Origin of the sequence: Polaromonas sp. CG_9.7, from assembly GCF_015752205.1 — a bacterium.
Lineage (GTDB): Bacteria > Pseudomonadota > Gammaproteobacteria > Burkholderiales > Burkholderiaceae_C > Polaromonas.
Map to the genome: position 1 here is coordinate 71,536 of NZ_JADOVG010000004.1, position 12,438 is coordinate 83,973.

11 protein-coding genes and 1 pseudogene are annotated in these 12,438 nt (G+C 64.2%); 7 read left to right on the forward strand and 5 right to left on the reverse strand.

The genetic code is table 11. From position 1 onward, the window contains the following. Genes IWX87_RS05520 through IWX87_RS05530 form a run of 3 tightly spaced genes read left to right on the forward strand, consistent with a single transcriptional unit; the run spans position 1 to position 2,614 of the window. The gene (locus IWX87_RS05520; protein ID WP_196862521.1) at positions 1-738 is read left to right on the forward strand and encodes a nucleotidyltransferase family protein; all 738 of its coding nucleotides are present in this window, start codon (positions 1-3) and stop codon (positions 736-738) included. A gap of 14 nt (positions 739-752) precedes the next feature. Then, positions 753-2,174, forward strand: coding sequence for an aminopeptidase P N-terminal domain-containing protein (locus IWX87_RS05525; protein ID WP_196862522.1), 1,422 nt, complete (start codon positions 753-755; stop codon positions 2,172-2,174). Positions 2,175-2,221: 47 nt separating this feature from the next. Continuing rightward, positions 2,222-2,614 (forward strand): glutathione S-transferase N-terminal domain-containing protein, encoded by a 393-nt coding sequence (locus IWX87_RS05530; protein WP_196862523.1) that lies wholly within the window; start codon positions 2,222-2,224, stop codon positions 2,612-2,614. 46 nt (positions 2,615-2,660) lie between these two features. On the opposite strand, the gene IWX87_RS05535 is transcribed toward IWX87_RS05530, so the two are convergent. The 3 genes from IWX87_RS05535 to IWX87_RS05545 form a co-directional block, all read right to left on the reverse strand. Next, positions 2,661-3,188 (reverse strand): zeta toxin family protein, encoded by a 528-nt coding sequence (locus tag IWX87_RS05535; RefSeq protein ID WP_280757261.1) that lies wholly within the window; start codon positions 3,186-3,188, stop codon positions 2,661-2,663. Positions 3,189-3,256: 68 nt separating this feature from the next. After that, on the reverse strand, positions 3,257-3,607 hold the full coding sequence (locus tag IWX87_RS05540) for a hypothetical protein (RefSeq protein ID WP_196862524.1): 351 nt from the start codon (positions 3,605-3,607) through the stop codon (positions 3,257-3,259). A 174-nt stretch (positions 3,608-3,781) separates the two neighbouring features. After that, the gene (locus tag IWX87_RS05545; protein WP_196862525.1) at positions 3,782-4,009 is read right to left on the reverse strand and encodes a hypothetical protein; all 228 of its coding nucleotides are present in this window, start codon (positions 4,007-4,009) and stop codon (positions 3,782-3,784) included. Between the two features lie 61 nt (positions 4,010-4,070). Between IWX87_RS05545 and IWX87_RS05550 the strand changes: the two are divergent. The 4 genes and pseudogenes from IWX87_RS05550 to IWX87_RS05565 all read left to right on the forward strand — a co-directional run. Beyond that, positions 4,071-4,232: pseudogene (locus IWX87_RS05550) on the forward strand (aquaporin); the annotation flags it as partial. A gap of 802 nt (positions 4,233-5,034) precedes the next feature. Further along, complete coding sequence (locus tag IWX87_RS05555) at positions 5,035-5,199, forward strand: rubredoxin (RefSeq protein ID WP_196862526.1); 165 nt, start codon at positions 5,035-5,037, stop codon at positions 5,197-5,199. Between the two features lie 48 nt (positions 5,200-5,247). Beyond that, positions 5,248-5,490 carry a DUF2061 domain-containing protein gene (locus tag IWX87_RS05560; RefSeq protein ID WP_196862527.1) on the forward strand — a complete coding sequence of 81 codons (243 nt, stop codon included), beginning with the start codon at positions 5,248-5,250 and terminating at the stop codon, positions 5,488-5,490. Beyond that, positions 5,487-6,632, forward strand: a complete 1,146-nt coding sequence (locus tag IWX87_RS05565; protein ID WP_196862528.1) for an FAD-dependent oxidoreductase — start codon at positions 5,487-5,489, stop codon at positions 6,630-6,632. The genes IWX87_RS05560 and IWX87_RS05565 overlap by 4 nt, the downstream gene beginning before the upstream one ends. 23 nt (positions 6,633-6,655) lie before the next feature. On the opposite strand, the gene putP is transcribed toward IWX87_RS05565, so the two are convergent. Both putP and putA read right to left on the reverse strand, forming a co-directional pair. Continuing rightward, complete coding sequence (putP, locus tag IWX87_RS05570) at positions 6,656-8,146, reverse strand: sodium/proline symporter PutP (protein ID WP_196862529.1); 1,491 nt, start codon at positions 8,144-8,146, stop codon at positions 6,656-6,658. A 139-nt stretch (positions 8,147-8,285) separates the two neighbouring features. Beyond that, on the reverse strand, positions 8,286-12,365 hold the full coding sequence (gene putA / locus IWX87_RS05575; RefSeq protein ID WP_196862530.1) for a trifunctional transcriptional regulator/proline dehydrogenase/L-glutamate gamma-semialdehyde dehydrogenase: 4,080 nt from the start codon (positions 12,363-12,365) through the stop codon (positions 8,286-8,288). Positions 12,366-12,438 lie beyond the last annotated feature (73 nt).

A 12,438-nucleotide genomic window follows, 5' to 3' on the forward strand; every position in this document is an offset into this window, starting at 1 on the left:
ATGAGCCCGCCGATCCCGGCCATGATCCTGGCTGCCGGGCGCGGCGAGCGCATGCGCCCGCTGACCGACGACTGCCCGAAGCCGCTGCTCAAGGTGCACGGCCAGGCGCTGATCGACTGGCATGTGCTGGCGCTGGCACGCGGCGGTTTTCACGAACTGGTCGTCAACACCGCCTGGCTGGGCGAACAAATTTCAAGCCATTTAGACCTTTTGCGCACTACCGGCGGGAACGAGCAGCTATCATTTTCATACTCGCACGAAGGCGATGATTTTGGCTACGCGCTGGAAACCGCTGGTGGCATTGCGCGGGCGCTGCCGCTGCTGGGCGACGTGTTCTGGCTGCTGGCCGCCGATGTGTTCGTGCCCGGTTTTGAATTCTCGCCCGAAGCCGTCAGCCGCTTTGTGGCCGGCGGCAAGCTCGCCCACCTGTGGCTGGTGCCCAATCCGCCGCACAACCCGCACGGCGATTTTGGCTTGGGCGCAGGCGGCCTGGCGCGCAACCTGCCGGCCGGCGATGCCGCGCCGCGATACACCTACAGCACCATCGGCCTGTACCGGCGCGAGTTGTTCGACGCCCTGCCCTTCGGCAATTCGCCAGGCTTGGCGGTCGCATTGGCGCCGCTGCTGCGCGAGGCCATGGACCGCCAGCAAGTCAGCGCCGAGCTGTACCTGGGCGCCTGGACCGATGTCGGCACACCCGAGCGACTGGCCGAACTGAATCAAAATTTCCCGAACTGAAAGCATCCTCCCCCATGAGCACCCTGTTGAACCCTTCTGCTGTCTTTGCCAAACGCCGCGCTGCCATTGGCCGCGCCCTGATCAAGGCCGGCGGCGGCGTCGCCGTGCTGCCGACGGCGCCCGAGATGCCGCGCAACCGCGACAGTGACTTTCCCTACCGCCACGACAGCTATTTTTACTACCTCACCGGCTTCAGCGAGCCGGGCGCCTGGCTGGTGATCGAAGCCAGCGGCAAAACCATCAAGAGCACATTGTTTTGCCGGCCCAAGGATCTGGAGCGTGAAATCTGGGACGGCATTCGCCTCGGCCCTGAAGCGGCGCCTGCGCAACTCGGTGTCGAAGCGGCTTTCAGCGCGGACATGCTCGACGAGAAAATGCCCGAGCTGCTGGCGAACCAGAACGCCGTGTGGTTTCCCTTCGCCACCCACAAGGGACTGGAAACAACGGTCGATGGGTGGCTGAACAAGGTGCGCGCCCGTGTGCGCTTTGGCGCCGAATGCCCGCAAAGCCAGCACGATTTATGCAAATTGCTCGACGAAATGCGGCTGGTCAAGGACGCGCATGAAATCGCCATTTTGCGGCGCGCCGGTGCCATCTCGGCCGGTGCCCATGTGCGCGCCATGCAGACCTCGGCGGCGATGCTGCGCGCCGGTAAAAATGGCGTGCCAGGCGGACTGCGCGAATACCACCTCGAAGCCGAACTGCTGCACGAGTTCCGCCGCCACGGCTCCGAATTCCCGGCCTACACCAGCATCGTCGCCGCCGGTGCCAACGCCTGCGTGCTGCATTACCGCGCCGGCAACGCCGAACTCATACCCGACCAGCTGTGCCTGATCGACGCCGGCTGCGAGCTCGAAGGCTACGCCAGCGACATCACGCGCACCTTTCCGGCCGATGGCAAATTCACCCCGGCGCAGCGCATTCTTTACGACATCGTGCAGGCCTCGCAGGAAGCGGCCATAGCCGCCACGCGGCCGGGCAACCGTTTCATCGACCCGCACAACGCCGCCACGCGGGTGCTCATCGAAGGCATGCTGGACACCGGCCTGCTGGCCAGGGCCAAGCACGGCAGCGTCGATGACGTGCTCGAATCGGGCGCCTACCGCCAGTTCTACATGCACCGCACCGGCCACTGGATGGGCATGGACGTGCACGACTGCGGCGACTACACCGAGCCCGGCAGCCAGCCGCAGCCCGAGAAAGACGCCTTGGGCCAGATGGTCATGCGCAAGCCGTCTCGCATCCTGAAACCCGGCATGGTGCTGACCATCGAGCCCGGCCTGTACGTGCGCCCGGCCAAGGGCGTGCCGAAGAAATTCTGGGACATCGGCATCCGCATCGAGGACGATGCGCTGGTCACCGCCAAAGGCTGCGAGCTGATGACGCGCGGCGTTCCGGTGAAGGCCGACGAGATCGAGGCCTTGATGCGCGGCTGACCTGCGCCTGCCGCCGGGCCGTGGCGACGCACGCCCTAAAATCAGCCATGAAAACTTTTATCCGATTCTTCTTTAAAACCGTGCGCGTCGTCCTGGGCCCGGTGGTGGTGCTCAAGGAAACGCTCACCCGGCCCCGGGGCGTGGTGCGCATCCAGGCCGCGCAGGACAAGGTCAACCGGCAATGCAAGTCGCTGACGCTGTACCAGTACAAGACCTGCCCGTTTTGCAGCAAGGTCCGGCAGGAAATGAGCCGCCTGTCGCTGAACATCCAGCGCATCGACGCGCAGCCCGCCGGCCCCGACCGGCAGGCCTTGCTCCAGGGCGGCGGCCAGGCCAAGGTGCCCTGCCTGAAGATCACCGACAAGGCCGGCAAAAGCGAGTGGCTTTACGACTCGGACAAGATCATTGCGTATTTGCGCGGGCGGTTCGTGGCGGCTTGAGGGCGGGCAGGTGTAGCGCGTTTCAAGGCCGCGACAGGTAAAAAGCTTACTTCGCCGCCAGCATCGCCGCCGCCCAGAGCGGCAACTCGTCCGCCAGCACAGTCGTCAGCGCCTTCTCGCACAGCGCCACCAATCGGTGCGCGCCCAGCTCCACTTCGACCGCATCGTAGAGAAAGGCCAGATCGGCGAGACGCACTGCCTGCCCAAGATAGGCCATGGTGCGCGGATAACGCCCCAAGATGCGGCTGGCCGGAACGTTGTGGCCGCCTTCCCTGACACGCTGGCTGACGCGGGCCACCAGCCGCTGCGGATCGTCCAGGGCCACCACATACAGAACCACCTGATAGCCCAGCGACTGCGCATGGCGGATCAGGTCAAGCTTTGATTCGTGCGAAAAAACGGTTTCGCTGACAAAACCGGCCCGGGCATCGAGCAATGTCTCCCGCCGTGTGTCAGCCCATTCACGCGCCGCTTCGGAACGCTTTTGCAGGTCAGGGACATGCTGCAAACAGTCCCTTTCGTACAGGTCGGCATTGACGAATTCCAGATGGTTTTCAATGGTGCCGCTGGCCACCAAGGCGCGTTAAAGCGTGGATTTGCCTGCGCCGTTCGGTCCGGCCAGAAGGTGAAAAATGGGCGGACTCAAGCAGCTGCGCGCAGCGCGGCGGCCAGCTGGCGGTTGTCTTCAACCAACGTCCGGATATTCGCCTGCAAGACCCCGCTGTTGCTGGCGGCGAGAACGCGAAGCTTGAGTGCCTCCAGCGAATCGGGTATTTTTTGGCGAACTGCTTTGGCCGCCGCCTCATAGCCCTCGATAGCCGCCTGCGCCTCCTGCGCCGTCAAGCCCGAATGCTCGACGATGCGGCCCAGCGTGGCCCAGTATTCAACCTGGCCGGCGACCGAGCGCCGCAGCGGCTGGGCGGCTTCGCGGGCTTGCTGCACCAGGGCGGCGGGAAGTTTGACAGATGAAAAACCGATGGAAGGTGAAGCCATGAAAAATCTCCTGATTGGCGCATTTTGCGCCAGTCGGCATGTTTCTTCAAGACGGCGTTCAGGCCATGGCGCTCAGGAAAACACGCGCCATTGGCGGGCGGGCCACGCCCAGGCTTTAAAAGCACGGCTGAAAGTGTTTTTTCCGTCCGGCCTGCCCCGCCGAAAAGCCGGACGTCAGGTAACCATCAACCCAAAAAATGCGGTATTAAAGCCATTGATTTGTAATGTCGGTCGCCGCTTTCTCAGCCTTGCCTTGCCGGTGTTGACAGAGGGGAACACCCCGATCTGGAGCCGCTGGCCGCGCCGCAACAGGGTCATCTTGCGTTGCGTGGGCGCCATTGCGTTCACCCTGAACCGCTTGCGCCCGAAAAGGCAAAGGCGGTATTCTTTTTTTTCCGGCATACCGGCACGCGCCGGCCACCTGCGCAATATGCCAGCACCTTCGAACTTCGGGAGAGAAAAAATTCCCTTGTCCAATCGACTTGCCGCCGAGTTCTTCGGCACTTTCTGGCTGGTGCTCGGGGGTTGCGGCAGCGCCGTGATCGCGGCAGCCTTTCCGGGCGTGGGCATCGGCCTGACCGGGGTGTCGCTGGCCTTTGGTTTGAGCGTACTGGCCATGGCCTTTGTCCGATCAGCCTGGGGATCAGTGGCATGGAAAACCTCCAGGCCACCGCCAGCCCCTCGCCCTTTACCTGCCCCGATTGCGGCGGCTTGCTGTTCGAGACGGACGACAGGCGCCAGGTACGCTACCGCTGCCATACCGGCCATGCGTTCAGCAGGCGCAGCCTGGCTGATCAACAGGAAACAATGTCCGACGCAGCCCTGTGGACCCGCCTGCGGGGGCTGCAGAAAAAAAAGCCGTATTGCGGCGGCTGGCACAGAGCCAGCACCCTGTCAGCCCGAAAAGCGCACCAGACACACGGCCCGCGGCCGATGCGATTGCCGACCTGTGCAGCGCGACTCGCAAGCTGACCCGGCACGCCCCCGGTGCCGAGAGCGCGGACTGATTCGGTTTGCAGGTCAATCCGGCAAGTCCCTGCATTGTTTTGGCCGTTGCAGCGTGTGCTGATTTCAAGACGGAACAACCATGACTTCTCAATCAACGCGTTAAAGGTGCACGCTCTGCCTATCGCCTGCTTAGACAAAAACAAATGGTCAGATTGATAGTTTTTAAATATCATTAATCTATATTAATTAAATTAATTCTATTGCAAGAGGACGTTTTACGATGGGCACACTGCGCTTTAACGGCAAGACCTGAGACTTTTGCGAAAAGTACCCCGGCTTTCACACTCTTGCCGAAGTCCGGAAAAGGTGCCACTGGTGCACAGGTCGCGCCATGTGTTTAGCTATGTTATTAATAGCATAATAAGCTTGTCAATGTTGCGCAAACAGTCTTTTTCACCGATAGAACTGAAAGAATTCACATGAAGACCTACCTCTGCCTCATTTGCGGTTTCATCTATGACGAAGCCGCAGGCTTACCCGAAGACGGTATTGCCCCGGGCACGCGCTGGGCCGATGTGCCAGAGAGCTGGATTTGCCCGGATTGCGGTGTGGCCAAGGCCGAGTTTGAAGCGGTCGAGATTTAACTGACAACCTGCATTTCTGTTTTTTGATTGCCTTGAAGGAGTTTCCCCATGCCCAAATTTGCCCGTGACAATTTGCCCACACTGAAGAAAACCGCCACCTATTACGTGGTGCACGTCACGGTGGCGGCGCTGGTGGCCTATGCAGTGACCGGCAACTTTCTGCTGTCGCTGACACTCAGCCTGCTGGAGCCGACGGTGCAGGCGTTTGCCTTTTTCTTCCATGAAAAAGCCTGGCAGCGCTGGGGCGGCAAAGCCAAGGCCACGTCGGCGCCGGCAGGCGCTGCGGCATGACAAATACCGTAGTTGTCATTGGCGCGGGTCTGGCCGGCTGGACCACGGTGCGCGAGTTCCGCAAACTCGACAGCACCACGCCGGTGACCTTGATCACCGGCGACAGTGGGGACTTCTACGCCAAGCCGTCGCTGTCCAACGCCTTTGCGCAAGGCCGGTTGCCGGCCCAGCTCGTCAGCACGCCAGCCGCCAGGATGGCCGAGACACTGGGCGTCACCTTGCTGGCCCACACCCGCGTCCAGGCGCTCGACACTGCAGCGCAGTCGGTCATGACCCCCGCAGGCAGCATTGCCTTTCGTGACCTGGTGCTGGCCACCGGCGCGCAGCCGATTCGCGTGCCGGTCGAGGGCGATGCGGCAGACCGGGTGCTCAGCGTCAATTCGCTGGACGACTTCGCAGTGCTGCATGCGCAGTTGCAAGCCGGCAGCGGTCGCCCGGTGCTGATCATGGGCGCGGGCCTGATCGGCTGCGAGTTTGCCAATGACCTGGCCAGTGCCGGTTTTTGCGTCAGCGTGGTGGACCCGGGCCTGCGCCCGCTGGCCGCCCTGCTGCCCGAAGCGGCCAGCGCCGAGTTGCGCCAGGCCCTGGAAGCGCTGGGGGTGACGTTTCACTTCGGCACCACCGTGCGCCGCGTTGACGCGACCCAGAATGCGGAAAATTTGCAGGTTTTATTGTCAAATGGGCTGCTGGCGCAGGCTGACTGTGTGTTGAGCGCTATTGGTTTGAGAGCGGACACGCGCCTGGCGCAGGCTGCTGGGCTGGCCGTCGAGCGCGGCATCATGGTGAACCGCCAGCTCCGGACCAGCGCGGCGCACGTTCATGCGCTGGGCGACTGCGCGCAGTATGCGCATGGGGTCACCCTGCCCTATGTCATGCCCATCATGACGGCGGCCCGGGCGCTGGCGGCCACGCTGGCCGGAACGCCGAGCGACGCGGTGTTTGCACTGATGCCGGTGTCCGTCAAGACACCGGCATTGCCGTTGGTGGCAGCCCCGCCCAGCCCCGGAACAGCCGGCCAGTGGCATGCACCGGAAGCCGGCCTCTGGCAGTGGCTGGACGAGGCCGGTGTGCAGCGCGGCTTTGTGCTGTCGGGCAGCCGCACCGCGCAGCGCATGGCCGAATCAAAACGCGTGGTCTTGTAGCCCGCGCCGGCGCGCGACAGGCCTCAGGCCTGGACCGTGCCCAGTTCGGTTTCCACCGCCTGGTGGCTTTTCAGCATGGTGGCCGAAGGCTGGCCCATGCGGCTGACCACCACGGTGACCAGCCAGGCCAGGATGAAACCGGGAACGATTTCATACAGGCCGAACCAGCCGCCCTGCTTCCAGACCAGCACCGTCACCGCGCCCACCACGATGCCGGCCAGTGCGCCGTTGCGCGTCATGTGTGACCAGAACAGCGACAGGATGATCACCGGGCCAAAGGCCGCGCCAAAACCCGCCCAGGCGTAGCTGACCATGCCCAGCACCTTGGCTTCGGGGTCGCTGGCAATGCCGATGGCGACCAGCGCAATGGCCATCACCATGGCCCGGCCGACCCACACCAGTTCGGTCTGGCCGGCGCTCTTGCGCAAAAAGGTGCGGTAGATGTCTTCGGTCAGCGCGCTGGAGCAGACCAGCAACTGGCACGACAGCGTGCTCATCACGGCGCCCAGGATGGCGGCCAGCAGCACACCGGCGATCCACGGGTTGAACAGTTGCTTGGCCAGCTCGATGAACACGGTTTCGGAATTGGCGTTGACGGCTGCAGCGCCTTCGGGATGCGCCAGGAAGTAGGGAATGCCGATGAAGCCGACCGCCACTGCACCGAACAGGCACAGGATCATCCAGGTCATGCTGATGCGGCGCGCGGCCGGAATGGTCGCCACCGATTCAGCGGCCATGAAGCGCACCAGGATGTGCGGCTGGCCAAAGTAGCCCAGCCCCCAGGCCAGCAGCGACACGATGCCGACGAATGAAGCGCCCTGCATCATGTCCAGCCTGGCCGGCTCCACCAGGTCGGCAATCGTTTGCGTGGGCTGCAGGCCGCCGGTGACGGCAAGGTAGGCCACAACCGGCGCCACGATCAGCGCGGTGATCATCAAGGACGCCTGAATGGTGTCGGTCCAGCTCACGGCCAGAAAGCCGCCGATAAACACATAGGCGATGGTGCAGGCAGCGCCCACCCACAGCGCAGTCTGGTAAGGCAGGCCGAACATGTTTTCGAACAATCTGGCGCCGGCGACCACGCCCGAAGCGCAGTACACGGTGAAGAACACCAGAATCACCACAGTCGTCAAAATACGCAGCAGGTTGGCCTTGTCCTCGAAACGGTTGGCAAAATAGTCGGGCAGCGTCAGCGCATTGCCGGCGCGCTCGGTGTAGAGCCGCAGCCGCGCCGCCACGAATCGCCAGTTCAGGTAGGCGCCCATGATCAGGCCGACGCCAATCCAGGCTTCGCTCAGGCCCGACAGATAAATCGCGCCCGGCAAGCCCAGCAGCAGCCAGCCGCTCATATCAGAAGCGCCGGCCGACAGCGCGGTGACAAAGCTGCCCAGGCTGCGGCCGCCCAGAATGTAGTCGTCGAGGTTGTCGGTGGCGCGGTAGCCCAGAAAGCCGATGAACAGCATGCCAATCAGGTAGATGCCGAAGGTGATGACGGTGGGATCCGTGAAGTTCATGGGTGTCTCCTCAAAGTAGGATGTGATGAATCAAAAGATAAGCGCGGTCCCTGCCGTCAGGCAGATAGCGCCGGCTCGCCCCGGGATGTCAGGGCGGCCGTCGAGGGGAAAGGTGACCGGACGAAGAAAAAGTTGACGCTCAGCCCATGGTCATGAGTTGCGCGTTGCCGCCGGCGGCGGCCGTGTTGGTGCTGATGCTTTGCTCGTGCATCAGCGCGCTCACGTCGTACACGGCGCCGGCGGCCAGTTGCGCCGACGTCAGGTTTTCAACCCGCACGATGGCGCCAGGGTGCTCGGCAATGCGCGGCAACAAGGCCTGCAAAGCATCGCCGTCGCCCTCGAACAGCATCGCGCTCAGCTGCGTTTCACCCATCAATTTCCCGGCGCTTCGGGTTTGGACAAAAGCCTTCACCTCGGCCGGCAGCGCGGCCAACGCCAGCGCCACCGGGCTGTGCGCCGCAGGTGTTTCCAGCCAGCACGGGTTGCCGCTGGCCAGTGCGGCGGCGACCTGCTGCACCAGGCCAAGCGCGGTTTGCGGCACGGCCCAGACGGCGCCGCGCGGCAGCAGCCGGTAACGGTTTGACTCCCCGGTCGGGCCGGGCAAGGTGAACCACTGGCCCAGCACACTGCTGGCGCGGTAAGCGTTGCAGGCGGTTTCGGCACGGGCCGCGTCACCGCTGGTCTGCCAGCCGTCGAGCGCTAAAAATACCGGGCCTTTCAGCGCTTCGCCCAGGATTTGCAAGGCCCGCAAGGCAGGCAGGTCGGCCGGTTTTGGCACGGCAACCGGCGCTGCGCCGCGGCTCACCGGCATCGCCGGCAGCATGGCCAGCGCCTGGTTGCCCTGCGCCGGGCCGGCCTGCAGCAAGCGATAAAGGTACAGCGGGCCGCCCGCCTTGGGGCCGGTGCCGGAAAGCCCCATGCCGCCAAAGGGCTGCACGCCGACCACCGCGCCAATCACGTTGCGGTTGACGTAGATGTTGCCAGCCTGCACTTTTTGCGTCACCTGGGCAATGGTTTCGTCGATGCGGCTGTGCACGCCGAAAGTCAGGCCATAGCCGGTGGCGTTCAGCGCATCGAGCACCTTGCCCAGTTGGTCGCGGCGGTAACGCAGCACATGCAGCACCGGGCCGAAGACTTCGCGCTTCAAGCGCTCGATGCTGTCGATCTCGATCAGCGCGGGCATCACGAAATGGCCCTGGGCCGCACTTTCGTCGCGCCCCATGCGGGTGACGCGCTGGCCTTCGGCCTGCATCTGCGCAATGTGCTGCTCGATCTGGGCGCGGGCGTCTTCGTCAATCACCGGGCCCACGTCGGTGTGCATGCGGTCGGGGTTGCCCATGACCCATTCGCGCATGGCGTGCTTGACCATGTCCACCACGCGCTCGGCGCCGTCTTCCTGCAGGCACAGCAGGCGCAATGCCGAACAGCGCTGGCCGGCGGAATCGAACGCCGACGACAGCACGTCGTCCACCAGTTGCTCGGCCAGCGCGGACGAGTCGGCCACCAGCGCGTTCTGACCGCCGGTTTCGGCGATCAGCGCAATCGGGTGGCCCTGCGGGCTCAGGCGTTTGGCCAGCGTCTGCGCAATCAGCCGTGACACCTCGGTCGAGCCGGTGAACATCACGCCTGCCACCTGGCGGTGCGCCACCAGCGCGGCGCCGACGGTGTCGCCGGTGCCGGGCACCAGTTGCACGGCATCGACCGGCACGCCGGCTTCATGCAGGATCCTGACCATCACATCGGCCACCAGCGGCGTCTGCTCGGCCGGTTTGGCCAGCGCGCAGTTGCCACTGGCCAGCGCAGCGGCGACCTGGCCGGCAAAAATCGCCAGCGGGAAGTTCCACGGGCTGATGCACAGCACCACGCCCAGCGGGCGGTGCGTGTCGTTGTCAAAGGTGGCGGCCACCTGGGCGGCGTAGTAACGCAGGAAATCCACCGCCTCGCGCACTTCGGCGATCGCGTTGGGCAGGGACTTGCCGGCTTCGCGCACGATCAGACCGAGCACGCTTTGCGTACGCTGCTCCAGCACGTCGGCGGCGCGTGTCAGGCAAGCAGCGCGTTCTTGCGGCGGCGTGCCATGCCAGATTTGCGCGGCACGGGCAGCGCGGCTGACCGCTTGCTCGACATCCTGCGACGTGGCGGGGCGCACCCAGCCAACCTGGTCGCGGGTGTCGGCCGGGTTCAGCACCGGCTGCCAGCCGTCGGCAGCAGCGCTATTAATAGAGAAGCTGCTCACGCCCGTACCACCTGCGCAAGCGGTATAAATGCCTTGTGTGCTGCGCAACAGGCCGGCAGAGAGCGATGCGAGTTGCTGCTCGTTTGCCAAATTCAGGCCCGACGAGTTCAGCCGCGACTGCGCGCCCAGGTCGGCAAACATCTGGCGCGGCAGCGGAATCTTCGGGTGCGGCGCGCCCAGATGGCCGGTGTCACGCTCGATCTGCCGCACTTCGGCCACCGGGTCCACCACCAGTTCGGCCACCGGCACATTGGCGTCGCCAATGCGGTTGACAAACGAGGTGTTGGCGCCGTTTTCCAGCAAGCGGCGCACCAGGTAGGCCAGCAAGGTTTCGTGCGTGCCGACCGGGGCGTAAATGCGGCACGGCCGCGCCAGCTTGCCGTCGGCCACGCTGCCCGTGACCTGGTCGTACAGCGGCTCGCCCATGCCGTGCAGGCACTGGAATTCGTACTGGCCGCTGTAGTAGTTGTTGCCGGCCATGTGGTAGATGCTTGCAACGGTCTGCGCGTTGTGGGTGGCAAACTGCGGATAGACCGCGTCGGGCGCGGCCAACAGCTTGCGCGCGCAGGCCAGGTAAGACACGTCGGTGTGCACCTTGCGCGTGTACACCGGGTAGCCGTCCAGGCCATCGAGCTGGGCGCGCTTGATTTCGCTGTCCCAGTAGGCGCCCTTGACCAGCCGGATCATCAGCCGGTGGCTGCTCCGGCGGCCCAGGTCAATCAGATGGTCGATCACGTAGGGGCAGCGCTTCAAATACGCCTGCACCACAAAACCAATGCCGTTCCAGCCCTTGAGTGCCGGCTCGAAGCACAGGCTTTCCAGCAGGTCGAGCGACAACTCCAGCCGGTCGGCCTCTTCGGCGTCGATGTTCAGGCCGATGTCGTACTGGCGCGCCAGCAACGCCAGTTGAAGCAGGCGCGGCAGCAACTCGCCCATCACGCGGTCGCGCTGGGCCCGGCTGTAGCGCGGGTGCAGCGCCGACAGCTTGACCGATATGCCCGGCCCTTCATGGATGCCGCGCCCGTGCGAGGCCTTGCCGATGGCATGGATCGCCTGCTCGTAAGACGCCAGGTAGCGCTCGGCGTCCTGTTCGGTGATGGCGGCTTCGCCCAGCATGTCGTAGGAATAGCGAAAGCCGGCTTTTTCCAGCGACCGGCTGTTGGCCAGCGCTTCGGAAATGGTCTGGCCGGTCACGAACTGCTCGCCCATGAGCTTCATGGCGCGGTGCACGCCCTGGCGGATCAGCGGCTCGCCGCCCTTGCCGATCAGCCGGGTCAGCGACGAGGCCAGGCTTTTCTCGCTGCTGGTCGAGGTCAGCTTGCCGGTCAGCATCAGGCCCCAAACGGCGGCATTGACAAACATCGACGGCGAGTTGCCCAGGTGCGCATGCCAGTCGCCGCGGCTGATCTTGTCGCGAATCAGCGCGTCGCGGGTGGCATTGTCGGGAATGCGCAGCAGCGCTTCGGCCAGGCACATCAGCGCCACGCCTTCCTGGCTGGAGAGCGAAAACTCCTGCACCAGCGCTTCGACGCCGCCGGTGTCTTGTCTGCCGCGCAAACCTTCCACCAAACGGGTGGCGAGCGTTTCAATGGCGGTGCGTTGCGTCGCATCAGCGGCATGCGCCAGTTGCACCAGCAGCGGCAGGCATTCTTCCTCGGGCCGGTGCCAGGCGGCGGTGATCGCGGCGCGCAGGTCGGTCTGCGGCAACACGTTTTGCGCCCAGTCAAGGAAAGGCGGCGCAGGATGCCCCACGCTGGCCACCAGCGCCGGATCGTCCGCCTCTTCAGATTCAGCCAGCTCGGCGAGACCGGTTGCCCCCGGGGTTGCACCGAGTGGCGACAAACCCCGCTCCAGGCTTTCAACATACTGCAAAACCGCTTGCTTGATGAGCCAGTGCGGCGCCCTGCCCTGCTGGGCTGCGGCCTCCCGGATGCGGTCTCGGAGCGTTTCGTCAACTTTGAGGCCGAGCGTGACTGTAGACATGGGTTGCACCTTTGTTGCAAAGTAAGTGCAACCAATTTTACGCAAGGTACAACCCGAACAGAATGCGGGTTAA

What these genes read in the sequence shown, in the direction of transcription:
- putA (WP_196862530.1), bottom strand. Translation starts at nt 12,365, where the DNA reads ATGTCTACAGTCACGCTCGGCCTCAAAGTTGACGAAACGCTCCGAGAC.
- IWX87_RS05565 (WP_196862528.1), top strand. Translation starts at nt 5,487, where the DNA reads ATGACAAATACCGTAGTTGTCATTGGCGCGGGTCTGGCCGGCTGGACC.
- IWX87_RS05530 (WP_196862523.1), top strand. Translation starts at nt 2,222, where the DNA reads ATGAAAACTTTTATCCGATTCTTCTTTAAAACCGTGCGCGTCGTCCTG.
- IWX87_RS05555 (WP_196862526.1), top strand. Translation starts at nt 5,035, where the DNA reads ATGAAGACCTACCTCTGCCTCATTTGCGGTTTCATCTATGACGAAGCC.
- IWX87_RS05525 (WP_196862522.1), top strand. Translation starts at nt 753, where the DNA reads ATGAGCACCCTGTTGAACCCTTCTGCTGTCTTTGCCAAACGCCGCGCT.
- IWX87_RS05560 (WP_196862527.1), top strand. Translation starts at nt 5,248, where the DNA reads ATGCCCAAATTTGCCCGTGACAATTTGCCCACACTGAAGAAAACCGCC.
- IWX87_RS05520 (WP_196862521.1), top strand. Translation starts at nt 1, where the DNA reads ATGAGCCCGCCGATCCCGGCCATGATCCTGGCTGCCGGGCGCGGCGAG.
- putP (WP_196862529.1), bottom strand. Translation starts at nt 8,146, where the DNA reads ATGAACTTCACGGATCCCACCGTCATCACCTTCGGCATCTACCTGATT.
- IWX87_RS05540 (WP_196862524.1), bottom strand. Translation starts at nt 3,607, where the DNA reads ATGGCTTCACCTTCCATCGGTTTTTCATCTGTCAAACTTCCCGCCGCC.
- IWX87_RS05545 (WP_196862525.1), bottom strand. Translation starts at nt 4,009, where the DNA reads ATGCCGGAAAAAAAAGAATACCGCCTTTGCCTTTTCGGGCGCAAGCGG.